The 24792-nt window shown below is 69.0% G+C and carries 15 protein-coding genes, 2 rRNA genes and 1 pseudogene; 10 read left to right on the top strand and 8 right to left on the bottom strand.

Annotation, left to right across the window (positions count from 1 at the left end; translation table 11 throughout):
• A pseudogene (locus tag B9S58_RS19080) lies at positions 1-1689 on the top strand (hypothetical protein); the annotation flags it as partial.
• Positions 1690-1737: 48 nt separating this feature from the next.
• Here B9S58_RS19080 and B9S58_RS19075 read toward each other — a convergent pair.
• Positions 1738-2091 (bottom strand): hypothetical protein, encoded by a 354-nt coding sequence (locus B9S58_RS19075; protein ID WP_103533330.1) that lies wholly within the window; start codon positions 2089-2091, stop codon positions 1738-1740.
• Positions 2092-2715: 624 nt separating this feature from the next.
• On the opposite strand from B9S58_RS19075, the gene B9S58_RS19065 reads away from it, so the two are divergent.
• The 4 genes from B9S58_RS19065 to B9S58_RS19050 are packed head-to-tail and all read left to right on the top strand — an operon-like array spanning position 2716 to position 7247.
• Positions 2716-5769 carry a nitrate- and nitrite sensing domain-containing protein gene (locus tag B9S58_RS19065; RefSeq protein ID WP_103533328.1) on the top strand — a complete coding sequence of 1018 codons (3054 nt, stop codon included), beginning with the start codon at positions 2716-2718 and terminating at the stop codon, positions 5767-5769.
• The gene (locus B9S58_RS19060; RefSeq protein ID WP_103533327.1) at positions 5766-6209 is read left to right on the top strand and encodes a roadblock/LC7 domain-containing protein; all 444 of its coding nucleotides are present in this window, start codon (positions 5766-5768) and stop codon (positions 6207-6209) included. Before B9S58_RS19065 ends, B9S58_RS19060 begins: the two co-directional genes overlap by 4 nt.
• Before the next feature lie 11 nt (positions 6210-6220).
• The gene (locus B9S58_RS19055) at positions 6221-6658 is read left to right on the top strand and encodes a DUF742 domain-containing protein (protein ID WP_103533326.1); all 438 of its coding nucleotides are present in this window, start codon (positions 6221-6223) and stop codon (positions 6656-6658) included.
• Positions 6639-7247: an ATP/GTP-binding protein gene (locus B9S58_RS19050; RefSeq protein WP_103533325.1), complete on the top strand. Its 609-nt coding sequence runs from the start codon at positions 6639-6641 to the stop codon at positions 7245-7247. Before B9S58_RS19055 ends, B9S58_RS19050 begins: the two co-directional genes overlap by 20 nt.
• A 108-nt stretch (positions 7248-7355) precedes the next feature.
• On the opposite strand, the gene B9S58_RS19045 is transcribed toward B9S58_RS19050, so the two are convergent.
• The 4 genes from B9S58_RS19045 to B9S58_RS19030 form a co-directional block, all read right to left on the bottom strand.
• On the bottom strand, positions 7356-8597 hold the full coding sequence (locus B9S58_RS19045; protein ID WP_103533331.1) for a lipid-transfer protein: 1242 nt from the start codon (positions 8595-8597) through the stop codon (positions 7356-7358).
• A complete protein-coding gene (locus B9S58_RS19040; RefSeq protein WP_181009372.1) occupies positions 8555-9022 on the bottom strand; it encodes a Zn-ribbon domain-containing OB-fold protein in 468 nt (155 codons plus the stop codon). The genes B9S58_RS19045 and B9S58_RS19040 overlap by 43 nt, the downstream gene beginning before the upstream one ends.
• A gap of 84 nt (positions 9023-9106) precedes the next feature.
• Entirely contained in the window at positions 9107-9484 is a 378-nt protein-coding gene (locus tag B9S58_RS19035) for a DUF962 domain-containing protein (RefSeq protein ID WP_103533324.1), read from the bottom strand.
• Positions 9485-9614: 130 nt separating this feature from the next.
• Positions 9615-10412, bottom strand: a complete 798-nt coding sequence (locus B9S58_RS19030) for a M15 family metallopeptidase (protein ID WP_181009373.1) — start codon at positions 10410-10412, stop codon at positions 9615-9617.
• A 117-nt stretch (positions 10413-10529) separates the two neighbouring features.
• On the opposite strand from B9S58_RS19030, the gene B9S58_RS19025 reads away from it, so the two are divergent.
• Complete coding sequence (locus tag B9S58_RS19025; protein WP_103533322.1) at positions 10530-11093, top strand: NUDIX domain-containing protein; 564 nt, start codon at positions 10530-10532, stop codon at positions 11091-11093.
• 197 nt (positions 11094-11290) lie between these two features.
• Here B9S58_RS19025 and B9S58_RS19020 read toward each other — a convergent pair whose 3' ends face one another.
• The gene (locus tag B9S58_RS19020; RefSeq protein ID WP_103533321.1) at positions 11291-13660 is read right to left on the bottom strand and encodes a glycoside hydrolase family 31 protein; all 2370 of its coding nucleotides are present in this window, start codon (positions 13658-13660) and stop codon (positions 11291-11293) included.
• Positions 13661-13878: 218 nt separating this feature from the next.
• Here B9S58_RS19020 and B9S58_RS19015 point away from each other — a divergent pair, with 218 nt between their 5' ends.
• The gene (locus B9S58_RS19015) at positions 13879-15858 is read left to right on the top strand and encodes an acetoacetate--CoA ligase (RefSeq protein ID WP_103533320.1); all 1980 of its coding nucleotides are present in this window, start codon (positions 13879-13881) and stop codon (positions 15856-15858) included.
• Between the two features lie 63 nt (positions 15859-15921).
• Positions 15922-16857 carry a hypothetical protein gene (locus B9S58_RS19010; protein ID WP_103533319.1) on the top strand — a complete coding sequence of 312 codons (936 nt, stop codon included), beginning with the start codon at positions 15922-15924 and terminating at the stop codon, positions 16855-16857.
• Positions 16858-16925: 68 nt separating this feature from the next.
• Here B9S58_RS19010 and ptsP read toward each other — a convergent pair whose 3' ends face one another.
• Both ptsP and B9S58_RS19000 read right to left on the bottom strand, forming a co-directional pair.
• Positions 16926-18596 (bottom strand): phosphoenolpyruvate--protein phosphotransferase, encoded by a 1671-nt coding sequence (ptsP, locus tag B9S58_RS19005; protein WP_103533318.1) that lies wholly within the window; start codon positions 18594-18596, stop codon positions 16926-16928.
• 76 nt (positions 18597-18672) lie between these two features.
• The gene (locus tag B9S58_RS19000; RefSeq protein ID WP_103533317.1) at positions 18673-19122 is read right to left on the bottom strand and encodes a PTS glucose transporter subunit IIA; all 450 of its coding nucleotides are present in this window, start codon (positions 19120-19122) and stop codon (positions 18673-18675) included.
• 693 nt (positions 19123-19815) lie between these two features.
• Here B9S58_RS19000 and B9S58_RS18990 point away from each other — a divergent pair.
• Together B9S58_RS18990 and B9S58_RS18985 are read left to right on the top strand one after the other, a co-directional pair.
• Positions 19816-21341, top strand: a 16S ribosomal RNA gene (locus B9S58_RS18990).
• A 303-nt stretch (positions 21342-21644) separates the two neighbouring features.
• A 23S ribosomal RNA gene (locus B9S58_RS18985) occupies positions 21645-24770 on the top strand.
• The 16S and 23S rRNA genes sit together here, the layout of an rRNA operon.
• Positions 24771-24792 lie beyond the last annotated feature (22 nt).

Raw genomic sequence — 24792 nt, 5'->3', positions numbered from 1 at the left:
ATGCCGGGAGGGAACGCCGTGATGTCGAAGTACGTGCCCCGGGCCGCCTCCCAGCTGTACGAGAAGGTCGGCGTCGGCGCCGACCTGCGCGCCGAACAGGCCCGCGCCGAGAGCGACGAGAGCGCCGCCCTCGCCGAGCTGGACCGCCTCACCAACAAGGTCCGCACCCGCGCCGCCCAGCTCCTGGAGGGCACGGACGGAGCCGATGGCCCCTCCCGCCAGGCCGCCGCCGCCCGCGCCGAAGCGCACGTCCAGCTCCTGGAGACCCGCGCATCCACGGCCAGCGAGCATCTGGGACGGCTGCGTGGTGAGGCCGAGCGGCTCGCCCCCGACGACGAGCGGCAGCAGCACACCGAACTGCCGGACGACCTGGTCCCGGCCGACGCCGAAGGCGCCCAGGCCCTCCTGCGTACGGCCACCGCCGAACTGGCCGCCGCCACCGGAGCCCTGGACACCGCCCGCGCCGCCCACAGCGAGCTGCTTCACGCCCACCGCACCGCCGAGGACTCCGCCGGCGGCTTCGACGAGACCGCGGCCCTGCTGCGGGACCTCCTGCGCGACCACGGCACGGAGGACGGAACCGAGGGGCCCGACCCGTACCCGGGCACCCTTGAGGAGGCCCGGCAGTCCGCCGCCGAGTCCCGCCGCTCCCTGCGCGGCTGCAACGCCGACCTCTCGGCGGCCGAGAGCGCCGTCCGCGAAGCGAGCGACATCCTCGTCCGGCACGCCAACTCCACCCGCTACGAACAGGTCCGCACGCCCGCCCGCCAGCAGATCCGCGAACTGCCCGCCTCCGCCCTGCCCGAGCACGCCCGGAAGTGGGCCGACGCCTTCGCCCCCCGGCTGCGCGTCCTCACCGACGAGCTCGTCCAGCTGGAACGCAACCGCGACTCCATCGTCGACCGGCTGCGCGGGTTGGTCGACTCCGCGCTCACCACCCTGCGTTCCGCCCAGCGGCTCTCCCAGCTCCCCGAGGGCCTGGGAGAGTGGTCGGGGCAGGAATTCCTCCGGATCCGCTTCGAGGATCCCGACCAGGCCACCCTCACCGAACGCCTCGGCGAGGTCGTCGACGAGGCCACCCACGCCGCCCTCAAGAAGAACTCCGACCTCCGCCGGGACGGCATGTCCCTGCTGCTCCGGGGCGTCGAGGCGGCCCTGCGGCCCAAGGGCATCGCGGTGGAGATCCTCAAGCCGGACGCCGTGCTGCGCGCCGAGCGTGTCCCGGTCGGGCAGATGGGCGACGTCTTCTCCGGCGGCCAGCTGCTCACCGCGGCCATCGCCCTCTACTGCACGATGGCGGCCCTGCGCAGCAACGACCGTGGCCGTGACCGCCACCGGCACGCGGGCACCCTCTTCCTCGACAACCCGATCGGCCGCGCCAACGCCACCTATCTGCTGGAGCTCCAGCGGGCGGTGTCGGACGCGCTGGGCGTGCAACTGCTGTACACGACGGGCCTGTTCGACACGACCGCGCTCGCCGAATTCCCCCTGGTCATCCGGCTGCGCAACGACGCCGACCTGAGGGCGGGGCTGAAGTACATCAGCGTGGAGGAGCACCTGCGCCCCGGACTGCCGCAGCAGGACCCGGACGGAGAGACGGTGCACGGCGAGATCACGGCGACCCGCATGTTCAAACGGAGCGAGCAGCAGACCGCCACCGAGGTACCGGCCGCGCAGTCCGAAGCGTAGCCGGGGCCCGCAGCGGGCCCGGCCGACAGGTCAGGCCCGACTGACGGGTCAGGCCCGGGAGAGGTCGCCGGTGTTCCGGCGGCCGCCTATGGCACCGCCGGTGCCGTCCCGCTCGGCCGCCCGCTCCGCCCGGCGGGACCGGCGCCGCTCACGACGTATCCGCCGTGCCGAGCTGCTCGGCACGGACACCACGCCGTTGCGTTGGTTCCACACCTGCCGGGTCACCCAGACGTCGAGCACCGACCAGGTGGCGACCACCGTGCTGGCCACACTGCTGAGCACCATCGGGAAGGCAAGCCAGGATCCGGTCAAGGTGCTCAGAAAGGCGACCATCGCCTGGATGATCGTCAGAGACATGATGAGGACGGCGCGCACGGCGGCCGTCCGCACCGCATCGGGCATACGCCGCTTCGAGGCCGGCTCCTCCACCCACAACTGCCGCGGGATCCGTGCCCCGTCCGCGGTTTCCGTACTCGCGGCCGCCGGTACTCCGGTGTTTCCGCGTTCCTGCGTGCTCAAGGTCCTTCAACTCCCCACCTCTGTCCGCCTTCAGGGTGGCTGCCCGGCTTGCGCCGGTTCTACGCGGGCGGAACGCGTCCGTCCTGCCGCGCACGACCCCACCGTGCGTCTGCCCCGTACGTATGGACGAACCACCCGTCCCGAAGATTCCCCCGGAAATCGCCCGCAGGGCGCAGAAGGTCCCGGAGCGAAGAATTCCAGCCAACTGATACGTGCCGGTACCGACTGCTCAGGCCGGTGCTCTCTGTCGCTTTCGCGAATTTCATCTCCGGTAATACCGGGACAACTCATGATCAAGCCCGACCTGAACGGCTGAAAATCATCCGGACGTGTCTTCGAGTTGTCTCTCTGTCGGTAGTAGGCTCGCGCCGTTTATTGACGCAGGACGGATCTCGCCCGCGTTCGCCCGATGTGCACCGGTTGTACGCACGGTGCGCGATGGAGCGGGGCCGAGGGACGACCGGGAGACGACCACCCCCGCGGTGCGGGGCCGAGCTGGGGGAGGCCATGCGCTTTCGCGGGAAGTCCATCCGCAGGAAGATCGTGGCGTTGCTGCTGGTGCCGCTCGTCTCCCTCACGGGCCTCTGGGTCTTCGCCACCTACATCACCGGCCGTGAGGCCGGTGAGCTGATGGGCGCCGGATCCATCGTGGAGAAGGTCGCCCACCCGCTGGACGACGCCGTCCGCGCCGTACAGGCCGAACGACGGCAGACCCTGGTATTCCTCGCCGACCCCCGGGCCTCCGACGCGCTCCCCGTCCTCATGGGCCAACGCGCCACCACCGACCGCGTCGTGGGCGAGGTCAGGGAGAACGCCCGGGCGCAGGACATCCGGGAAGCACTGAGCGCCGCCGACAGCAGCCGCCTGGACGCGATCCTCAGCGCCGTCGACGGACTGGACGCCCTGCGCGAATCGGTCGAGAAGCGCACCATCAGCCGGGCGAAGGCGCTCGACTTCTACAACGGCCTCGTCGACCCCTCGTACCGCTTCCTCAACGGACTCCACCCCCTGGAGAACGTGTCGTTGGACCAGCAGATGCGGGCACTGGTCGGGGTCTCCCGGGCCCGGGAAATGCTCTCGCGCGAGGACGCGCTGATCGCCTCGGGCCTCGTCGCCGGCCGCTTCACCACTTCCGAACTGCGCCAGATATCCGGCCTCGTGGCCCAGCGCGAGCTGCTCTACGAAGTCAGCCTGGAGAACCTCCCCGCTTTCGAGCGCCGACGGGTCGAGCAGTTCTGGGGCAGCCCCGACACCGAGCCGCTGCGCACCGCGGAGGACGCCCTGATCGCCGCCGGCGCGACGAAGCGTCCCGGCGCCGTCGACGCCGAGCGCTGGGAAGAGGCGGCCGTGGCCGTCCTCGACCGGCTGGCGGGCGACACCACGGAGATGGGGAATCGCTTCCGGGACCGCGCCGAACCGGCCGCCTACCGGGTCCTCGCCCAGGCCGGGTTCGCCGGGGTCCTCGGATTCCTGGCCCTGATCGTCTCGATCTTCGTCTCCGTGCGCATCGGCCGTGAACTCGTCCGCGACCTCTCCCGGCTGCGCAAGGACGCCCACGAGGTCTCCGGGGTCCGGCTGCCGAGCGTCATGCGCAGGCTGGCCGCGGGCGAGCAGGTGGACGTCGAGACCGAGGCCCCGCACCTCAGTTACGAGCCCGACGAGATCGGCCAGGTCGGACAGGCGCTCAACACCCTCCAGCGGGCCGCTGTCGAGGCAGCGGTCAAGCAGGCGGACATGCGGCGCGGCGTCTCCGAGGTCTTCGTCAACCTCGCCCGCCGCAACCAGGTCCTCCTGCACCGCCAGCTCACACTGCTGGACGCGATGGAACGCCGTACCGAGAACGGCGACGAACTGGCCGACCTGTTCCGCCTCGACCACCTCACCACCCGCATGCGGCGGCACGCCGAGGGCCTCGTGATCCTCTCCGGCGCCGCACCCTCCCGCCAGTGGCGCAAGCCCATCCAGCTGATGGACGTGGTGCGGGCCGCCGTCGCCGAGGTCGAGGACTACGAGCGCATCGAGGTCCGGCGCCTCGCCCGGATCGGTGTGGGCGGTCCGGCCGTCGCCGACCTCACCCACCTGATCGCCGAACTCCTGGAGAACGCCACCGTCTTCTCACCCCCGCACACCGCGGTCCAGGTGCACGGCGAACGCGTCTCCAACGGCTTCACGCTCGAAATCCATGACCGCGGCCTCGGTATGCCCCCCGAAGCCCTCCTCGACGCCAACCTGCGGCTCGCCGAGACCCCCGACTTCGAGCTCTCCGACACCGACCGCCTGGGCCTGTTCGTCGTCAGCCGGCTCGCCCAGCGCCAGAACGTCCGGGTCTCCCTGCAGAAGTCGCCGTACGGAGGCACCACCGCGGTGGTGTTCATCCCCGCGGCTCTGCTGACCGACGCCCCCGACACCCACGGCACCGGATTCCGCCTCGACCGCCGGGCCGAGCGGGCGATCGGCAGCGGCCGCGGTTCCGACGCGGCGCAGGGCGCGCAGAACACGCCCTCGGGCGGGGAACGCCGCGTCAACGGCAGGTCCGCGGTCCTGTCGCCGGTGCCCACCGGACTCACCGGACCGGGCGTTCTGGACGGGCCGGTCGAGCTGGAGGCACCGGTCGGCCCGCTGGACTTCGCAGGCGACCTGCTGGACCGTCCGCCGGATACGGCCCTGGACCCGGCCCTCGGTCCCGTCCTGGACGGTGTGTCCGATCTGGAGGACACCGAGAGCGAGCGCGGCGGCATCTTCCGCGCCCGGGACCTGCGCCGCGACGGCGACCACGAGCCTCGCCGCGACGAGCCCGGGGGCCCGCGCCGGGACTCCGACCGGGACCAGCACCAGCAGGCCCGCGACCACGGAGACGAGCCCACGGCGGAGGTCCGCCCGATGCCCCCCGTCGGCCCTGTTCCGTTGCCCCGCCGTACCCCTCCGACGCTGGTCACCGACCGGGGCCGCCGGGTCGACACCCCGGGTGACGCCCCGGCCGTGTCCCCCGCGAAGGCCACCGGTCCGGTCCCGTACACCGCCGACCGGATCCCCGGCACGGCCGGCAGGCCCCGTATCGCTGACGCGCCCTGGACCGCGCGAGCCGCCGCGACGCGCACGACAGAGGCGTCCCGCGGCACAGAGCCGTCCCGTTCGGCTGAACCGGAGACCCCGGGGCCGGCCGGCCCGTCCGCGCCCGACACCGTGGGCGGACTGCCCCGGCGGGTCCGGCAGGCCAGCCTCGCCCGCCAGCTCCGGGAGGAGTCAGCGGAGCGGACTCCTCCCCGGGCGCCCGTCGACACGTTCGACGACGCCGAGCGTGACGCGGACGAGGTGCGTGACCGGATGGCCTCGCTCCAGCGCGGCTGGCAGCGCGGCCGTCGGCAGAACGCCGAACCCACCGAACCCACCGAACCCACCGAACCCACCGAACCCACCGAACCCACAGTGCACGCCGAAACCACAGTGCACGCCGAAACCACAGTGCACACCGACACCACCGAGATCACGGACAACACCGAGGACACCGGCGGCCCCGGTGGCACAGCACCAGGAACCACTCCGGGAGGGGACGGTCGATGACCGCACCGAACGCCGCAGCACACACCCCCGCACGCCACGGCTCGGGCGAACTGAACTGGCTGCTCGACGAACTCGTCCAGCGCGTCGCCAGTATCCGCAAGGCGCTGGTGCTCTCCAGCGACGGACTCGCCACCGGCGCCTCGGCGGACCTGACCCGCGAGGACAGTGAGCATCTCGCCGCCGTCGCCTCCGGGTTCCACAGCCTCGCCAAGGGCGTGGGCCAGCACTTCGACGCGGGCCGGGTGCGCCAGACCGTCGTCGAACTGGAGGAGGCGTTCCTCTTCGTCACGGCCGCCGGCGACGGAAGCTGTCTCGCCGTTCTGGCGGACGCCGACTCCGACGTGGGCCAGGTCGCGTACGAGATGACCCTGATGGTCAAGCGCGTGGGGGCGCACCTGGCCAACGCCCCACGGACGACCGGTCTGCTCGCCGGAGGGTGAGTGCGGCGGGCATGAGCGCTGACTCCCCCCGGGGCACCGGCCCCGGATCCCCGGACGGGGCCGTCGACCCCCAGGCCTCGCGGTGGTACGACGCGGAGGCGGGACCGGTGGTCCGCCCGTACGCGATGACCCGCGGGCGCACCAGCAGCGCCTCCCGTCACCGCCTCGACCTGATCGCGCTCGTCGTACCGGAACCGGCCGCCGACGATCCCGGCCGGGACCAGACGCTCGCCCCCGAACACGTGGCGATCGTCGAACTCTGCAGCGACAGGCCCCAGTCGATCGCCGAGATCGCCGCCGAACTCGACCTACCCGTAGGGGTGGTACGGGTCCTGGTCGGCGATCTCGTCGAGGACGAGCTGGTGCACGTCACCCGTCCCGTTCCGCCGGCCGAACTGCCGGACGTGAACATTCTTCGCGAGGTTATCCATGGCCTTCGGGCGCTCTAGGCGCGATAAGCAGCGGTCCGTCGAGCCCGTCACCCTGAAGATCCTGGTGGCGGGAGGGTTCGGCGTCGGCAAGACGACCGCGGTCGGCGCGGTCAGCGAGATCAGGCCCCTGCGCACCGAGGAACGCCTCAGCGAGGCGGGCCGCCCGGTGGACGATCTGGACGGGGTCGAGGCCAAGACCACCACCACGGTCGCGATGGACTTCGGCCGGATCACGCTGCGGGAGGACCTGGTCCTCTACCTGTTCGGCACGCCGGGCCAGGACCGCTTCTGGTTCCTGTGGGACGAGCTGGCCCAGGGCTCCCTGGGCGCGGTCGTCCTCGCCGACACCCGGCGTCTTGAGGACTGCTTCGCCGCTGTCGACTACTTCGAGCGCAGGCGGATCCCGTTCACGGTCGCGGTCAACACGTTCGAGGGCGCCGAGCGGTTCCCCACGGGGACCGTGCAGGCCGCCCTCGACCTCGACCCCGAGGTCCCGGTGCTCGTCTGCGACGCGCGGGACCGGTCCTCCGTGCGTGACGTCCTGGTCACGGTCGTGGAGCACGCTCTGGAGCGTGCCGCGCGGGACCGCGAGCCCGTCGCGACCTGAGTGCCGCGCGAGCCCGGTACGCGTACGGCGGACCGGGACCCGAGTGTTCTGCTGTGGTGACGGCCAGTCAAGTGTAGCGCGGGGAGAACCCGTTCGGGACGCACCGGCTCAACGGACCGCCACCACCGCCGAGCCGTGCCCGAACAGCCCCTGGTTCGCCGTGATGCCGACCCGCGCGCCCGGTACCTGCCGCTCCCCGGCCCGCCCGCGCAACTGCCGGGTGAGCTCGCAGACCTGCGCGATGGCCTGGGCGGGGACCGCCTCGCCGAACGAGGCCAGACCACCGCTCGCGTTCACCGGGACCCGCCCGCCCGGAGCGGTCGCCCCCGAGCGCAGGAGCTTCGCCCCCTCGCCCGGACGGCACAGCCCGATGTCCTCGTACCACTCCAGCTCCAGGGCCGTGGACAGGTCGTAGACCTCGGCCAGCGAGAGATCCTCCGGTCCGATCCCCGCCTCCTCGTACGCGGTCCGCGCGATCGAGGCCCGGAAGCTCTCGGGAGAGGGGTTCACGGCCACCGCCGAGTCCGTGCCGATGTCCGGCAGGTCCAGGACGGCCCTCGGGTAGGTCGGCGTCACGGTGGAGACGGCCCGGATCCGCACCGGGTCACGAGCCCCGTGGAGCCGCGCGAACTCCATGCTGCTCAGTACCAGGGCGGCGGCCCCGTCGGACGTGGCGCAGATGTCCAGCAGGCGCAGCGGATCGGCGACCATCGCGGAGGCGGCGACCTCCTCGGCCGTCACCGGCCTGCGATAGCGGGCGTACTCGTTCAGCGCCCCCGCCGCGGAGTTCTTCACCTTGACCAGCGCGAAGTCCTCCGGCGTGTCCCCGTACAACGCCATGCGACGGCGGGCGTACAGCCCGAAGTACGCCGGGTTCGTCGCCCCGAGCACCCGGAAGCGCAGCCAGTCCGGGTCGTCCGGCCGCTCTCCGCCCGCCGGAGCGAAGAACCCCTTGGGCGCCGCGTCGGCCCCCACCACCAGGACCACGTCCGCCAGCCCCGCCAGGATCTGCGCCCGCGCCGTGTCGATGGCCTGCGCCCCCGAAGCACACGCGGCGTACACGGACGCCACCCGAGCCCCCTGCCACCCGAGCGCCCGGGCGAACGTCGCCCCCGCCACGTACCCCGGATAGCCCCCGCGCACCGTCTGCGCGCCGACCACCGACCGGACCTCGGGCCAGCCGATGCCCGCGTCCGCGAGGGCGGCGTGCGCGGCGATCCGCCCGTACGTGACGAAACTGCGCCCCCACTTGCCCCACGGGTGCATCCCGGCCCCGAGGACGGCCACCTCGCCGGCCCTTCCGCCGGTCACGACACAGCCTCTGTCGCCGCTACGGGGCGCCAGTGCCATGTCGTGTGTACGGTGTCCGTCGCCCGGTCCTCGTCCAGGACGCCCGGCACCACCTCCACCACCGAGCCGACGGGGAGATCGGCCACACCCACCCCGGGCACGGCCTGCCCCAGTACCACCATGCGCTCGGCGGCCAGCTCGACGGCGACCAGCGTGTACGGATCCCAGGGCGACTCGGGATCGCTGACGTACGGAGGAGGCGGCCGGTAGCGCCCGTCGGTGCAGGACCACACCGTGCCCCGCTTCGACAGCGGTACCTCCTCCAGCCCGCCCCCGGGACAGCCCGGATTGCGGCAGTGGCCGTCCTCCCGCGGGAAGTGGACCGACCGGCAGGCGGAGCAGCGGGTGCCCAGCAGGCGGAAGTCCTCCTCCGGGGTGTCCTCGGTGAACCAACCGGCCACCACGGGTGTGCGCGTGCGCGACAAAGCCCCTCCCAGCACTGGATCTGACGGAACGTCAGAAGTGTGCCACGGGTGCCCGTCCCCGGCGAGGGGTCCGGCCCGGCGGCCTCAGCCGCACTCGTTCCCGCCGCAACCGTCCCGGCCGTTCTCCGCAAGCCACTTCGCCGCGGTCTCCGCCAGCTCCGCGTCCCGGCCCGCGATCATCGTCCGGATCATCTGCGCGTCCCCGCGCAGCGACCACACCGGATGCCCGAACGTCGCAGGGTTGTTCTTCTCGATCAGGAAGTGCGCGGGCCACGCCGTGCCGTACCCGATCAGCGGCAGGGCCGCCAGATAGCGTCTCCGGCCCCGCGCCAGCCCGTAGGCGGAGATCGCGAGCCCGGTCAGGGTGCCGGTCAGATGGACCCAGCGGGTGGCGGCACGGGAGTGCATCGCGACGTAGTACGGCCAGAATTCTTCGTACGATTCGAACGTCTGCTGTGACATACGGGCACCGTAGCCGCCCGATCGGCAACCGAACACGCCCCTTTCGCGTCCGAAAGGAAGAACGGGCGGCCGGAGCCCACGGGGGTGGTCTCGGTCGCCCGTTCCACGCTCCTCGGGACGGAGCGTCCCGTCAGCGTCCGGCGACCGACCGGCGGTGCACCGGGAAGTCGAAGTAGGTGTCCGGGAACGGCTCGGGCCTGAACGTGAAGTGCCACCACTCCTCCGGCAGGTTCACGAACCCGGCCTCGGTCAACGTCCGCTTCAGAAACTTCCGGTTGGCGCGCTGAAGCCCCTGGATCCGGGGATCGTCCGTGTGCGACAAGGTGTCGAAGCAGTCGTAACCCGTGCCCATGTCCGCCGAACTGTCGGGGAACCGCTCACCCTTCGGCGCGAAGCAGGGCGACAGCGGCTCTCCCGGACGGTACGGCCTGGTCGGCAGCGCGGGGAGCCTCACCAGCGTCAGGTCCACCGTACTGCCCCGGCTGTGCCCGGACTTCTCCGCGATGTAACCGTCCTCGAACAGCCGCTCCTTGTCGACCAGCGGAAAGAACTCGTCCTTCATCACCTGGTCGTCGAGGTCCTTCGCCCAGCGCACGAAGTGGTCCACCGCCCGCTGCGGCCGGTAGCAGTCGTACACCTTCAGCGAATACCCCTGGCGCAACAGCCGCTGCTGCGCCAGGTGCAGGGCACGGGCAGCGGGCCGGGTCAGGATGCAGACCGGCTGCCGATAGCCGTCCGCCCGCTCGCCCATGAAGGTGTGCGCCGTGGTGTAACGCATCTCCTGAATGATCGTCGGGTCCATCGAGCGCAGCGCCACGAACTCCTCGGGTGCTCGCGGTTCGGGGCGCGCCTGCGCCGCGGGGGAGAGGGCGGTGACGGTGAGGAGGGCGGCGGCCGTGGCGGCCAGAACACGCAGAGCGGTACGCATTGCTGTCATGGGCACACCGTCTATCAGCTTCGTGGCCTCCAGAGAAGGACACGGCTTCACGGCCCCGGGGAAGCGGCCCCCCGCAGACGGGAAGGGACGGTTCGATACAGTCCGCCCGTGTCCGAGCCCGGCGACAGCCCTTCCCCGACCGCCCCGCAGCCATCCCGGTACGTACCGGACTCCCACTGCGGCACGTGCGGAGCCCCGTACACCGCACTCCCGTCCGCCCAGGCGTGGCCCCGCACCTGCACGCACTGCGGAACCACCGCCTACCGCAACCCGCTCCCCGTCGCGGTGGCCCTGCTCCCCGTCATCGGCCCCCGTACCACCGGACTCGTCGTCATCACCCGCACCATCGAGCCGCAGAAGGGCGGCACGGCCCTGCCCGGCGGATTCATCGACCACGCCGAGGACTGGCGTCACGCGGTCGTCCGCGAGCTGCGCGAGGAGACCCGTATCGAGGCCGCCGAACAGGACGTCCGCCTCGCCGACGCGCTCAGCGACACCGGCGGCCACCTCCTGGTCCTCGGCCTCCTCCCGGCACGCCCCCTCGCCGGCCTCCCGCCCTCGGCCCCCACCGACGAGACGTCCGGCTACGAGATCCTGTACGGCCCGCGCCCTCTGGCCTTCCCCCTGCACACGGAAGCCGCCGACGCCTGGTTCGCGGGACGCTACGGCTGAGGGCACTGCGACCGAGGGCGCCGGGCGCCGCGCGGCCGCCACGGCTGAGCACACCGCCCCCCCCACGACCCTGGGCCGGCTCCCGCGCGATCCGGGCCGGCCCCGACCGGACCCGGCCACGCCCCGGAGGCCACCGCCGCGCACACCGGCCGCCGCGTCACCCGCCCCCGACCGTGGGCCGATCCGGACGGCAGGCCCTACGCCTCCGTCCCCATCCCCGCCCCCCGCACCCGTACCGGACATCCGACCCCGCCCTCCGCACCGTCCCGCTCCACCACCACGCGGTCGCCCTCCCACCGCGTCACATACCGCTCGACCTCCGCCTCCGCCCACCCGTCGCCCGGGTCCCGCACCACCAGCCCGCCGCCGGTACGCCCCGGCGCGGGCGCCCACACCTCCAGCTCCGGGCCGCCGTCCGCACCCCGCACCGGAATCACCGCGCCCGCCCGCACCAGCACCGGCACCCGCGGCAGCGGAGCGTCGACCAGGACCTGGCCCGGACCCTCGTACGCCCGCCCGGTCACCGTGTCGTACCAGCGCCCCCGGGGCAGTCGCACCGCCCGCTGCCGTGCCCCGGGCTCCAGCACCGGAGCCACCAGCAGCGCGTCGCCCAGCAGGAACGCGTCCTCGCACTCCCGCAACGCGCGGTCACCCGGCGCACCCCACCACATCGGCCGCACGTACGGTGCACCGGTCAGCCGCGCCACGTGGGACAGCGTCACGAAGTACGGCAGCAGCCGCTCCCGCTCCTCCAGTGCCGCCCGCGCGTGCTCCAGCACCTCCGGCCCGAACTCCCACGGCTCCCGGCGCCCCGCGTCCATCGCCGCATGGGTCCGGAACAACGGCAGATACGCGCCCAGCTGGAACCACCGCAGATACAGCTCCGGCGACGGGGACCCGTCGAACCCGCCCACGTCCGGACCCGAGTACGGCACCCCGCACAGCCCGAGCCCCACCACCAGCGACAGCGACGCCCGCAGTCCCGGCCACCCCGTCGACACATCACCGGACCAGGTGCCCCCGTACCTCTGCATCCCCGCCCAGCCCGACCGCGAGAACAGGAATGGCCGCTCCTCCGGACGGAACCGGAGCAGCCCCTCATGACCCGCCCGCGCCATCGCCAGGGCGTACACGTTGTGCGCCTCGCGATGATCGCCACCGGCGCCCTCCAGGACATGCCGAGCCGAACGCGGCAGCGACGGATCCCCGAACGCCGCGAAGGACACCGGCTCGTTCATGTCGTGCCAGACGCCCGAGAAGCCCTGCGCAAGCCGCTCCTCGTAGAGAGATCCCCACCAATCCCGCACAAGCGGATCAGTAAAGTCCGGATAGACGCAGGCCCCCGGCCACACCTCCCCGACCACCACCCGCCCCCGCGCGTCCCGGACGTACGCCCCACGCTCACCGACCGCCCGGCCCCCGTCGAACACCGCGTCGCCCGGCTCCGCCTTCACCGCCGGATCCACGATCGACACCAGCCGCACCCCGTCCTCGCGCAGCTCCTTCGCCAGCGCGGGCAGGCCGGGGAACCGCTCCCGGTCCACCGTGAACACCCGGTGCGCCGCGTAGTGGTCGATGTCCAGATGCAGCACGGACAGCGGAAGCCCCCGCTCCCGGTACCCGTCGACGACCCGCCGCACCTCCCGCTCACTGCCGAACCCCCACCGCGCGTGCTGCGGCCCCAGCGCCCAGGACGGCGGCAGCGCCGGCGCACCCGTCAGCGCCGTCCACCCCTGCAGCACCCGGGCCGGCGTCCCCGCCACCACCCAGCAGCGCAGCGGCCCGCCCTCCATCCGCACCTCGCAGGTGCCTGGCCGGTCATGCCCCGAGCCGGCGCCCTCCTCGCCCTCCCGCAGCACCACCCGCCCCGCCCAGCTGTTGTCGTGGAACACCAGATGCGTACCCGCGTCCGACACCACCACCTGCACCGGCATCGTCAGGTACAGCGGATCGTCCCCCGGACCGAAACGCCCGCCGGGATCGGTGTTCCACAGCCCGTACACCCCGTCCCGCAACCGGGGCCCGCCCGCCCGGCCGCCCAGCCCGAAGAACCGCGCGTCCGCCGGCACCTCCGAGCGCTGCACCCACCGCCCCGGACCCCCACCCACCGGCTCCCACCAGCGCGGCGGCAGCTCACGCCGCAACAGCAGCCCGCCCGGAGTCCGCAACTCCACCGCCCCGGTCCGCGACACCACCAGCGTCAGCCGCTCCGAGACCACCTGCCAGCCGCCGTCCTTGTCCGGCTCCAGCACCGCCCGCGGATCCGGCGCCGGCGCCTCGCCCGCCACCGCGTACGACGGCAGCGGCTCCGCCCCGTCCCACGCCCAGAACACCGCACCGCCCACCGACACACGGATGCGCAGCTCCGAACGGGCGAACCGCACCACGCCCCCGCCGGGACCCGGCTCCGCACCCGTCAGCGCACCGGGCACCCGGGCCCGCTCCGCCCCGCGCGCCGGCAGCGCCGCGGCATCCGCGGACCGGCGCCGCCACGCCGAACGCACCGTGCGCAGCCCCCGCACCGAACCGACCAACCTCACCCGACGCACCAGGTCACGACCGTCCATGGCGCACACCCTGCCACCCGCCCGACCCGCAGAACCTTCCGTTCAACTCCCGTTCACCCGTGCCGGCCCGGAAGGGACGGAACCCCTCACGGAGGGGCCACTCTGGTGCGGAAGACGATCACATGGCATCGTCCGTGTCAGCCGCTCACGCGCACACCCCGGCCCGTGCGCGTCGACACGCCCACCCCGCGTACCCGTACAGCCAGGGAGCAGCCCTCATGACCGCAGCCACGCCCGACGCCCCGCTCTGGCAGCCCGGCCCCGACCGCATCGAGGCCGCGGCCGTCACCCGCTTCCAGAACTGGGCCGCGACCCGGTACGGCGCCCCGGCCGACGGCGGGTACGCGGCCCTGCACCGCTGGTCCGTCGACGAGCTCGACACCTTCTGGCGCGCCGTCGCCGAATGGTTCGACATCCGCTTCTCCACGCCGTACGAGAGCGTCCTCGGCGAGCGCGCCATGCCCGGCGCCACCTGGTTCCCCGGCGCCACCCTCAACTACGCCGAACACGCGCTGCGCACCGCCGAGGACCCGTCCCGCGCGGACACCCCCGCCCTGCTGTACGTCGACGAGACCCACACCCAGCTGCCCGTCAGCTGGGCCGAACTCCGTCGCCAGGTCGGCGCACTGGCCGCCGAACTCCGCGCCCTGGGCGTTACCCCCGGGGACCGCGTCAGCGGCTACGTACCCAACATCCCGCAGGCCGTCGTCGCCTTCCTCGCCACCGCCGCGGTCGGCGGCGTCTGGACCTCCTGCGCCCCCGACTTCGGCGCCCGCAGCGTCCTCGACCGTTTCCAGCAGATCGAACCCGTCGTCCTGTTCACCGTCGACGGCTACCGCTACGGCGGCAAGGAGCACGACCGCACCGAGACCGTCGCCGAGCTCCGCCGCGAACTGCCCACCCTGCGCGCCGTCGTCCACATCCCGTTGCTCGGCACCGCCGCCCCCGAAGGCGCGCTCGCCTGGGCCGCCCTCACCTCCGCCGACACCGAGCCGGTCTTCGAGCAGGTCCCCTTCGAGCACCCGCTCTGGGTCCTCTACTCCTCCGGCACCACCGGCCTGCCCAAGGCCATCGTCCAGTCCCAGGGCGGCATCCTGCTCGAACACTTCAAGCAGCTCGGCCTGCACTGCGACCTCGGACCCGAGGACCGCTTCTTCTGGTACACCTCCACCGGCTGGATGATGTGGAACTTCCTCGTCTCCGGCCTCCTCACCGGCACCACCGTCGTCCTGTACGACGGCAGCCCCGGCCACCCCGACATCAGCGCCCAGTGGCGGGTCGCCGAACAGACCGGCGCCACCCTCTTCGGTACCTCCGCCGCGTACGTCATGGCCTGCCGCAAGGCCGACATCCACCCGGGCCGCGACTTCGACCTCTCCCGCGTCCAGTGCGTCGCCACCACCGGCTCCCCGCTCCCGCCCGACGGCTTCCGCTGGCTCCACGACGAGGTGGCCGAAGACCTCTGGATCGCCTCGGTCAGCGGCGGCACCGACGTCTGCAGCTGCTTCGCCGGAGCCGTCCCCACGCTCCCCGTCCACATCGGCGAACTCCAGGCCCCCTGCCTCGGCACCGACCTCCAGTCGTGGGACCCGGCAGGCAAACCCCTCATCGGGGAGGTCGGCGAGCTCGTCGTCGCCAACCCCCTGCCCTCCATGCCGATCCGCTTCTGGAACGACCCCGACGGCAGCCGCTACCACGACAGCTACTTCGATATGTACCCCGGCGTCTGGCGGCACGGGGACTGGATCACCATCACCGACCACGGCTCGGTGGTCATCCACGGCCGCTCCGACTCCACCCTGAACCGACAGGGCGTCCGCATGGGCTCCGCCGACATCTACGAGGCCGTCGAGCGGCTCCCCGAGATCCGCGAATCCCTCGTCATCGGCCTCGAAGAACCCGACGGCGGCTACTGGATGCCGCTCTTCGTCCACCTCGCCGAAGGCGCGGTCCTCGACGACGACCTGCGCGCCGCGATCAAGCGGACCATCCGCGAGAACCTCTCCCCGCGCCACGTACCGGACGAGGTCATAGAGGTCCCCGGCATCCCGCACACCCTCACCGGCAAGCGCATCGAGGTTCCGGTCAAGCGCCTGCTCCAGGGAACCGACATGGCCAAGGCGGTCAACCCGGGCTCCGTCGACAACCTCGACCTCCTCCGCTTCTACGCCGAACTGGCCGCGAGCCGCCGCCGCTGAGCCGCCTGTCAGTCCCCCCGGTTACGCTGAGTGAGCAAGGATTCACCGCGCACAGGGGGACACATGGCGCAGACCGGCCACACCAAGCACAGCTCCATCCACCGCCCGAAGCCCGGCACCCAGCAGGGCGCCACCATGCGACGCACACTGCGCCGCGAAGCACCCAGCACCATCGGCCTGCTGGCCGACGCCCAGGACTTCGCGGCCATGCGGCGCTACCGCACCTTCGCCTTCGACGACCACACCGTCTATCTCCAGCAGGTCGAGGGCCTGCTCAAAGCGCTCGCGGCCCAGGGAGTGCACACCACCGTCGCCCTCTTCGACCCGGAGGACTACGCGGAGTTCTGCGCCGAATCGGGCCTCGACCCCGACACCGGCGCGAGCCGCAGCCGCTTCACCGCGGAGATCGCCGCCGCCGGAGCCACGGTCGCCTACACCGGCCAACGCCTGAGCGACCTCATCCCGGTCCTCGTCTCCCGCGCGGTCCGCCAGGCCACCTGGGAGTACGCCACCCTCCTCCTCGCCGACCTCGGCACCTGCGCCGACTGCGGTCAGGACATCGGACGCGCCGCTTTCGACCGCGCCTCGCACCTCCTCATGCGCCTGCTGGAAACGGCGGGACCGGGCACCCACCACCTGGTGTGCAGCACACCGACGGAGAACGACCAGCTCCTGGCAGTGCTCCACACCCACCGCGACACCACAGGACCGGCCCGCCTCGACAGCGCGGAGGGCGCGGAGTTCGCCACCATCCTCGCGGTGGCCATCGCCCTGGAATCCCGCGGCGGAGTGGTCCTGCGCACCAGCGCCCCCGACAGCCCGGACCGCGTCCACGGCTGGCGTCTGGCCCACGGAGCCCTCGCCCCGCTCACCGCCGGCGAGGTCTTCAACGCCTACTGCACCGACGCGGACACCGGAGAGCCCGTCTCCCCGGAATCAGGCGTCGAGTACTGCGCGGGATTCGACATCGGAGCAGACCCGGCGGAGCCCCACCACTGAGACACCACACAGCAGGAGGGGCTTCCCGCCACCCGGCGGAAAGCCCCTCCACAACGCGCCTGCCTCGGCTACTCGCCGGACAGCACAGCCTGAGCGGCGCTGCGCGCCTCGTCCGCGGAGTCGGCGGAACGGGCGGCGTTCGCCGCACGCTCACACTGCGCCAGCGTGTACTTGGCCAGCGTGGCCCGCACATAGGGAATGGACGCGGCACCCATGGAGAGCGAGGTGACACCCAGCCCGGTCAGCACACACGCCAGCAGCGGATCGGCCGCGGCCTCACCGCACACACCACAGCTCTTGCCCTCGGCGCGAGCCGCATCGGCGGACAGCGCCACGAGATCCAGCAGCGCCGGCTGCCACGGATCCTGCAGCCGCGACACCGCGCCCACCTGACGGTCGGCCGCGAAGGTGTACTGCGCCAGGTCGTTGGTGCCCAGCGACAGGAACTCCACCTCCTGGAGGATCGACCGCGCCCGCAGAGCGGCTGACGGAATCTCCACCATCGCGCCGAACTTCGCCCGCAGCCCGGCCTCGCGGCACGCGTCCGCGAACGCCTTGGCGTCGATACGGTCGGCCACCATGGGGGCCATGACCTCCAGGTACACCGGCAGACCCTCGGCAGCCTTCGCCAGCGCGGTCAGCTGGGTACGCAGCACCTCGGGGTGGTCCAGCAGGCTCCGCAGCCCACGGACACCGAGCGCCGGGTTCGGCTCGTCCGCCGGAGTCAGGAAGTCCAGCGGCTTGTCGGCCCCGGCGTCCAGTACGCGTACGACGACGCGCCCCTCGGGGAACGCCTCCAGCACCGCGCGGTAGGCCGCGATCTGCTTCTCCTCGGAAGGAGCCTGCTTACTGTCGTCCAGGAACAGGAACTCGGTCCGGAACAGCCCGACACCCTCGGCTCCCGCCTCGACCGCCGCAGGCACATCGCCCGGGCCACCGACATTGGCGAGCAGCGGCACCTTGTGCCCGTCGGAGGTGGCACCGGGACCGGTCGAGGCGGACAGCGCCGCCTTACGAGCGGCGGCGGCGCTCTCCAGCTCGGCGCGCTTCTCCTCGCTCGGGTCGACGAAGACCTCACCCGTGCTGCCGTCCACCGCGACGACCGTGCCCTCGACCAGCTCACCGGCACCGGGCAGCGCCACCACGGCCGGAACGCCGAGCGCCCGCGCCAGGATGGCACTGTGGCTGGTCGGCCCGCCCTCCTCGGTGACGAAGCCGAGCACCAGCGTCGGGTCGAGGAGCGCGGTGTCGGCCGGCGCCAGGTCGCGCGCGATCAGCACGTAAGGCTCGTCGCTGTCCGGTACGCCGGGCATCGGCACACCGAGCAGCCGCGCCACGATCCGGTTCCGTACGTCGTCGAGGTCCGCGACCCGCCCCGCCAGGTACTCCCCGGCATTGGCGAGCAACGCCCGGTACGCGGCGAACGCGTCGTACACGCCACGCTCGGCGGTGCTGCCCACGGCGATGCGCCGGTCGACATCGGACATCAGCTCGGGGTCCTGAGCCATCATGGCCTGCGCCTCGAGCACATGCTGTGCCTCGCCGCCGGCCAGGTTGCCGCGCGCGATCAGATCGGCGGCGACCGCCTCCACCGCCTGCCTGGCGCGCCCCTGTTCGCGGCCGACCTCCTCGGCGGGAATCGATTTGGCGGGCGGTTCCAGCACCGCCGTACCCATGTGTCGAACCTCGCCGATGGCCACACCGTGGCTCACGCCGACGCCTCGCAGCGTTGTCTCCATTTCACCCGTCTCCGGTTGTGCGGTGACCGAGTCACCGCGGTGGTTGTGCAACTGGCCTGTCACTGCGCCCGGGGCGTCACTGCCAGCCGAACAGCGGGTCGCCGATCTTCACGTCCCCGTCCTCACGGACATCGGAGAGCGACTCGGCGGTGGCCTCCAGGGCCACGATCGGGCAGATGGGTGACTTGCCGGCGGCCTCGACCGCGGACGGGTCCCAGCGCACGATGCGCTGGCCCCGGGTCACCGTGTCCCCCTTGTTCACGAGAAGCTCGAAGCCCTCGCCGTTGAGCTGGACGGTGTCGATGCCGAGGTGCGTCAGGACCCCGTGCCCGTCCGCGTCGACGACGACGAACGCGTGGGGGTGCAGGGAGACGACGATGCCGTCGACCGGGGAAACGGCCTCGGAGGGCTCACGTACGGGGTCGATGGCGGTACCGGGACCGACCATCGCGCCGGAGAAGACCGGGTCGGGAACCGCGGTGAGTCCGATGGCGCGTCCAGCAAGAGGGGACGTCACGTTGGTCATGGGGAGCCTCCCAGGGGGGTGGAGATTCAGGTGTCGCCGCCGCGGCTGATGGGGGACGGCGTACTGCTCAGCAGAGTAAGTCATATGAAGTCACGGTTCCGCCCGAGACCTACCGCTTGGCAGACCTAGGGGTGCACCAGAAACGATTTGCCTCGACTCCCGGTGGCCGGTACTGTCGTACTCCTGCCTGACCCCAACGCGACTTTGAGTCGGGGGTCGGCGGCGACCTTCAAGCCCAGATCCTAACCTCGAACCCTTCTTCGGCATGTCCGCAGGACACGGTCAAGGCAACGGAAAAGGCCTGATAGAGTCGGACTCGCCGGAAAGGGAGAACGCGAAAGCGGAGGACCTGGAAAGCGAAACTGCTTGACCCGCTTCGACCGGGAATCGGACACGAAAGAGTCTGATAGAGTCGGAAACGCAAGAACGAAGGGAAGCGCCCGGAGGGACCCGGTGAAACGGGACCGAAGGAAGCGTCCGTTCCTTGAGAACTCAACAGCGTGCCAAAAGTCAACGCCAAATATGTTGATACCCCGGCCTGCTTCGGCAGGTTGGTGGTTCCTTTGAAAGTCCTGCACGGGTCGCTTCGGCGATCGGGCAGGCAATTACACAGCGAGGACGCTGAGGACAACGGGTCTTATTCCGACCGGTTGTTCCGCTCTCGTGATGTGTGCACCCGATTACGGGTAAACATTCACGGAGAGTTTGATCCTGGCTCAGGACGAACGCTGGCGGCGTGCTTAACACATGCAAGTCGAACGATGAAGCCCTTCGGGGTGGATTAGTGGCGAACGGGTGAGTAACACGTGGGCAATCTGCCCTTCACTCTGGGACAAGCCCTGGAAACGGGGTCTAATACCGGATAACACTCCGTCCCGCATGGGACGGGGTTGAAAGCTCCGGCGGTGAAGGATGAGCCCGCGGCCTATCAGCTTGTTGGTGGGGTAATGGCCTACCAAGGCGACGACGGGTAGCCGGCCTGAGAGGGCGACCGGCCACACTGGGACTGAGACACGGCCCAGACTCCTACGGGAGGCAGCAGTGGGGAATATTGCACAATGGGCGAAAGCCTGATGCAGCGACGCCGCGTGAGGGATGACGGCCTTCGGGTTGTAAACCTCTTTCAGCAGGGAAGAAGCGAAAGTGACGGTACCTGCAGAAGAAGCGCCGGCTAACTACGTGCCAGCAGCCGCGGTAATACGTAGGGCGCAAGCGTTGTCCGGAATTATTGGGCGTAAAGAGCTCGTAGGCGGCTTGTCACGTCGGATGTGAAAGCCCGGGGCTTAACCCCGGGTCTGCATTCGATACGGGCTAGCTAGAGTGTGGTAGGGGAGATCGGAATTCCTGGTGTAGCGGTGAAATGCGCAGATATCAGGAGGAACACCGGTGGCGAAGGCGGATCTCTGGGCCATTACTGACGCTGAGGAGCGAAAGCGTGGGGAGCGAACAGGATTAGATACCCTGGTAGTCCACGCCGTAAACGTTGGGAACTAGGTGTTGGCGACATTCCACGTCGTCGGTGCCGCAGCTAACGCATTAAGTTCCCCGCCTGGGGAGTACGGCCGCAAGGCTAAAACTCAAAGGAATTGACGGGGGCCCGCACAAGCAGCGGAGCATGTGGCTTAATTCGACGCAACGCGAAGAACCTTACCAAGGCTTGACATATACCGGAAAGCATCAGAGATGGTGCCCCCCTTGTGGTCGGTATACAGGTGGTGCATGGCTGTCGTCAGCTCGTGTCGTGAGATGTTGGGTTAAGTCCCGCAACGAGCGCAACCCTTGTTCTGTGTTGCCAGCATGCCCTTCGGGGTGATGGGGACTCACAGGAGACTGCCGGGGTCAACTCGGAGGAAGGTGGGGACGACGTCAAGTCATCATGCCCCTTATGTCTTGGGCTGCACACGTGCTACAATGGCCGGTACAATGAGCTGCGATGCCGCGAGGCGGAGCGAATCTCAAAAAGCCGGTCTCAGTTCGGATTGGGGTCTGCAACTCGACCCCATGAAGTCGGAGTTGCTAGTAATCGCAGATCAGCATTGCTGCGGTGAATACGTTCCCGGGCCTTGTACACACCGCCCGTCACGTCACGAAAGTCGGTAACACCCGAAGCCGGTGGCCCAACCCCTTGTGGGAGGGAGCTGTCGAAGGTGGGACTGGCGATTGGGACGAAGTCGTAACAAGGTAGCCGTACCGGAAGGTGCGGCTGGATCACCTCCTTTCTAAGGGGCATCTAGGTTCTCTTCGGGGAATCCAGAGACCATTACGCCGGCAAGTGTTCGGCGGTGGTTGCTCAAGGGTGGAACGTTGACTATTCGGCACGATGAGCACGGTTTCGTTAGTACTGCTTCGGCGTGGAAAACGGGAACGGGTTGGTCGTGCCGGGCACGTTGTTGGGTGTCTGAGGGTACGGGCTCGTTTGAGTCTGTCCTTCGGTTGCCGGCCCCAGTGAACTCGCCTGTATGGGTGGGGTGATGGGTGGCTGGTCGTTGTTTGAGAACTGCACAGTGGACGCGAGCATCTGTGGCCAAGTTTTTAAGGGCGCACGGTGGATGCCTTGGCACCAGGAACCGATGAAGGACGTGGGAGGCCACGATAGTCCCCGGGGAGCTGTCAACCAAGCTTTGATCCGGGGGTTTCCGAATGGGGAAACCCGGCAGTCGTCATGGGCTGTCACCCGCTGCTGAACACATAGGCAGTGTGGAGGGAACGAGGGGAAGTGAAACATCTCAGTACCCTCAGGAAGAGAAAACAACCGTGATTCCGGGAGTAGTGGCGAGCGAAACTGGATGAGGCCAAACCGTATGCGTGTGATACCCGGCAGGGGTTGCGCATGCGGGGTTGTGGGATCTCTCTTTCACAGTCTGCCGGCTGTGGGACGAGTCAGAAACCGTTGATGTAGGCGAAGGACATGCGAAAGGTCCGGCGTAGAGGGTAAGACCCCCGTAGCTGAAACATCAACGGCTCGTTTGAGAGACACCCAAGTAGCACGGGGCCCGAGAAATCCCGTGTGAATCTGGCGGGACCACCCGCTAAGCCTAAATATTCCCTGGTGACCGATAGCGGATAGTACCGTGAGGGAATGGTGAAAAGTACCGCGGGAGCGGAGTGAAATAGTACCTGAAACCGTGTGCCTACAAGCCGTGGGAGCGTCGCTGTATGTGCTTGCACATGCAGTCGTGACTGCGTGCCTTTTGAAGAATGAGCCTGCGAGTTAGCGGTGTGTAGCGAGGTTAACCCGTGTGGGGAAGCCGTAGCGAAAGCGAGTCCGAACAGGGCGTTTGAGTTGCACGCTCTAGACCCGAAGCGGAGTGATCTAGCCATGGGCAGGTTGAAGCGGAGGTAAGACTTCGTGGAGGACCGAACCCACCAGGGTTGAAAACCTGGGGGATGACCTGTGGTTAGGGGTGAAAGGCCAATCAAACTCCGTGATAGCTGGTTCTCCCCGAAATGCATTTAGGTGCAGCGTCGTGTGTTTCTTGCCGGAGGTAGAGCACTGGATAGGCGATGGGCCCTACCGGGTTACTGACCTTAGCCAAACTCCGAATGCCGGTAAGTGAGAGCACGGCAGTGAGACTGTGGGGGATAAGCTCCATGGTCGAGAGGGAAACAGCCCAGAGCATCGACTAAGGCCCCTAAGCGTACGCTAAGTGGGAAAGGATGTGGAGTCGCAGAGACAACCAGGAGGTTGGCTTAGAAGCAGCCACCCTTGAAAGAGTGCGTAATAGCTCACTGGTCAAGTGATTCCGCGCCGACAATGTAGCGGGGCTCAAGCGTACCGCCGAAGTCGTGTCATTCATACACATAGGGCCAACGCCCGTATGGATGGGTAGGGGAGCGTCGTGTGCCGGGTGAAGCAGCCGCGGAAGCGAGTTGTGGACGGTTCACGAGTGAGAATGCAGGCATGAGTAGCGATACACACGTGAGAAACGTGTGCGCCGATTGACTAAGGGTTCCTGGGTCAAGCTGATCTGCCCAGGGTAAGTCGGGACCTAAGGCGAGGCCGACAGGCGTAGTCGATGGACAACCGGTTGATATTCCGGTACCCGCTTTGAAACGCCCAGTACTGAATCAGGCGATGCTAAGTCCGTGAAGCCGGCCCGATCTCTTCGGAGTTGAGGGTAGTGGTGGAGCCGATGAACCAGACTTGTAGTAGGTAAGCGATGGGGTGACGCAGGAAGGTAGTCCAGCCCGGGCGGTGGTTGTCCCGGGGTAAGGGTGTAGCCCGTGTGGTAGGTAAATCCGTCACACATTTAAGGGTGAGACCTGATGCCGAGCCGATTGTGGTGAAGTGGATGATCCTATGCTGTCGAGAAAAGCCTCTAGCGAGTTTCATGGCGGCCCGTACCCTAAACCGACTCAGGTGGTCAGGTAGAGAATACCGAGGCGTTCGGGTGAACTATGGTTAAGGAACTCGGCAAAATGCCCCCGTAACTTCGGGAGAAGGGGGGCCATCACTGGTGATAGCACTTGCTGCTTGAGCTGGGGGTGGCCGCAGAGACCAGCGAGAAGCGACTGTTTACTAAAAACACAGGTCCGTGCGAAGCCGTAAGGCGATGTATACGGACTGACGCCTGCCCGGTGCTGGAACGTTAAGGGGACCGGTTAGCTGCTCTTCGGGGTGGCGAAGCTGAGAACTTAAGCGCCAGTAAACGGCGGTGGTAACTATAACCATCCTAAGGTAGCGAAATTCCTTGTCGGGTAAGTTCCGACCTGCACGAATGGCGTAACGACTTCTCGACTGTCTCAACCATAGGCCCGGTGAAATTGCACTACGAGTAAAGATGCTCGTTTCGCGCAGCAGGACGGAAAGACCCCGGGACCTTTACTATAGTTTGATATTGGTGTTCGGTTCGGCTTGTGTAGGATAGGTGGGAGACTTTGAAGCGGCCACGCCAGTGGTTGTGGAGTCGTCGTTGAAATACCACTCTGGTCGTGCTGGATGTCTAACCTGGGTCCGTGATCCGGATCAGGGACAGTGTCTGATGGGTAGTTTAACTGGGGCGGTTGCCTCCTAAAGAGTAACGGAGGCGCCCAAAGGTTCCCTCAGCCTGGTTGGCAATCAGGTGTTGAGTGTAAGTGCACAAGGGAGCTTGACTGTGAGACCGACGGGTCGAGCAGGGACGAAAGTCGGGACTAGTGATCCGGCAGTGGCTTGTGGAAGCGCTGTCGCTCAACGGATAAAAGGTACCCCGGGGATAACAGGCTGATCTTCCCCAAGAGTCCATATCGACGGGATGGTTTGGCACCTCGATGTCGGCTCGTCGCATCCTGGGGCTGGAGTCGGTCCCAAGGGTTGGGCTGTTCGCCCATTAAAGCGGTACGCGAGCTGGGTTTAGAACGTCGTGAGACAGTTCGGTCCCTATCCGCTGCGCGCGCAGGAATATTGAGAAGGGCTGTCCCTAGTACGAGAGGACCGGGACGGACGAACCTCTGGTGTGCCAGTTGTCCTGCCAAGGGCATGGCTGGTTGGCTACGTTCGGAAAGGATAACCGCTGAAAGCATCTAAGCGGGAAGCCTGCTTCGAGATGAGTATTCCCACCCTCTTGAAGGGTTAAGGCTCCCAGTAGACGACTGGGTTGATAGGCCAGATGTGGAAGCCCGGTAACGGGTGGAGCTGACTGGTACTAATAGGCCGAGGGCTTGTCCTCAGTTGCTCGCGTCCACTGTGTT

The organism is Streptomyces sp. SM11, from assembly GCF_002910905.1.
GTDB lineage: Bacteria > Actinomycetota > Actinomycetes > Streptomycetales > Streptomycetaceae > Streptomyces.
Note: the sequence above shows the minus strand (reverse complement) of the source record. Positions and strands in the feature narration are given on the sequence as shown.

What these genes read in the sequence shown, in the direction of transcription:
- B9S58_RS19050 (WP_103533325.1), top strand. Translation starts at nt 6,639, where the DNA reads ATGGCCTTCGGGCGCTCTAGGCGCGATAAGCAGCGGTCCGTCGAGCCC.
- ptsP (WP_103533318.1), bottom strand. Translation starts at nt 18,596, where the DNA reads ATGGAGACAACGCTGCGAGGCGTCGGCGTGAGCCACGGTGTGGCCATC.
- B9S58_RS19035 (WP_103533324.1), bottom strand. Translation starts at nt 9,484, where the DNA reads ATGTCACAGCAGACGTTCGAATCGTACGAAGAATTCTGGCCGTACTAC.
- B9S58_RS19020 (WP_103533321.1), bottom strand. Translation starts at nt 13,660, where the DNA reads ATGGACGGTCGTGACCTGGTGCGTCGGGTGAGGTTGGTCGGTTCGGTG.
- B9S58_RS19010 (WP_103533319.1), top strand. Translation starts at nt 15,922, where the DNA reads ATGGCGCAGACCGGCCACACCAAGCACAGCTCCATCCACCGCCCGAAG.
- B9S58_RS19045 (WP_103533331.1), bottom strand. Translation starts at nt 8,597, where the DNA reads ATGGCACTGGCGCCCCGTAGCGGCGACAGAGGCTGTGTCGTGACCGGC.
- B9S58_RS19055 (WP_103533326.1), top strand. Translation starts at nt 6,221, where the DNA reads ATGAGCGCTGACTCCCCCCGGGGCACCGGCCCCGGATCCCCGGACGGG.
- B9S58_RS19060 (WP_103533327.1), top strand. Translation starts at nt 5,766, where the DNA reads ATGACCGCACCGAACGCCGCAGCACACACCCCCGCACGCCACGGCTCG.
- B9S58_RS19015 (WP_103533320.1), top strand. Translation starts at nt 13,879, where the DNA reads ATGACCGCAGCCACGCCCGACGCCCCGCTCTGGCAGCCCGGCCCCGAC.
- B9S58_RS19075 (WP_103533330.1), bottom strand. Translation starts at nt 2,091, where the DNA reads ATGCCCGATGCGGTGCGGACGGCCGCCGTGCGCGCCGTCCTCATCATG.
- B9S58_RS19065 (WP_103533328.1), top strand. Translation starts at nt 2,716, where the DNA reads ATGCGCTTTCGCGGGAAGTCCATCCGCAGGAAGATCGTGGCGTTGCTG.
- B9S58_RS19030 (WP_181009373.1), bottom strand. Translation starts at nt 10,412, where the DNA reads ATGCGTACCGCTCTGCGTGTTCTGGCCGCCACGGCCGCCGCCCTCCTC.
- B9S58_RS19000 (WP_103533317.1), bottom strand. Translation starts at nt 19,122, where the DNA reads ATGACCAACGTGACGTCCCCTCTTGCTGGACGCGCCATCGGACTCACC.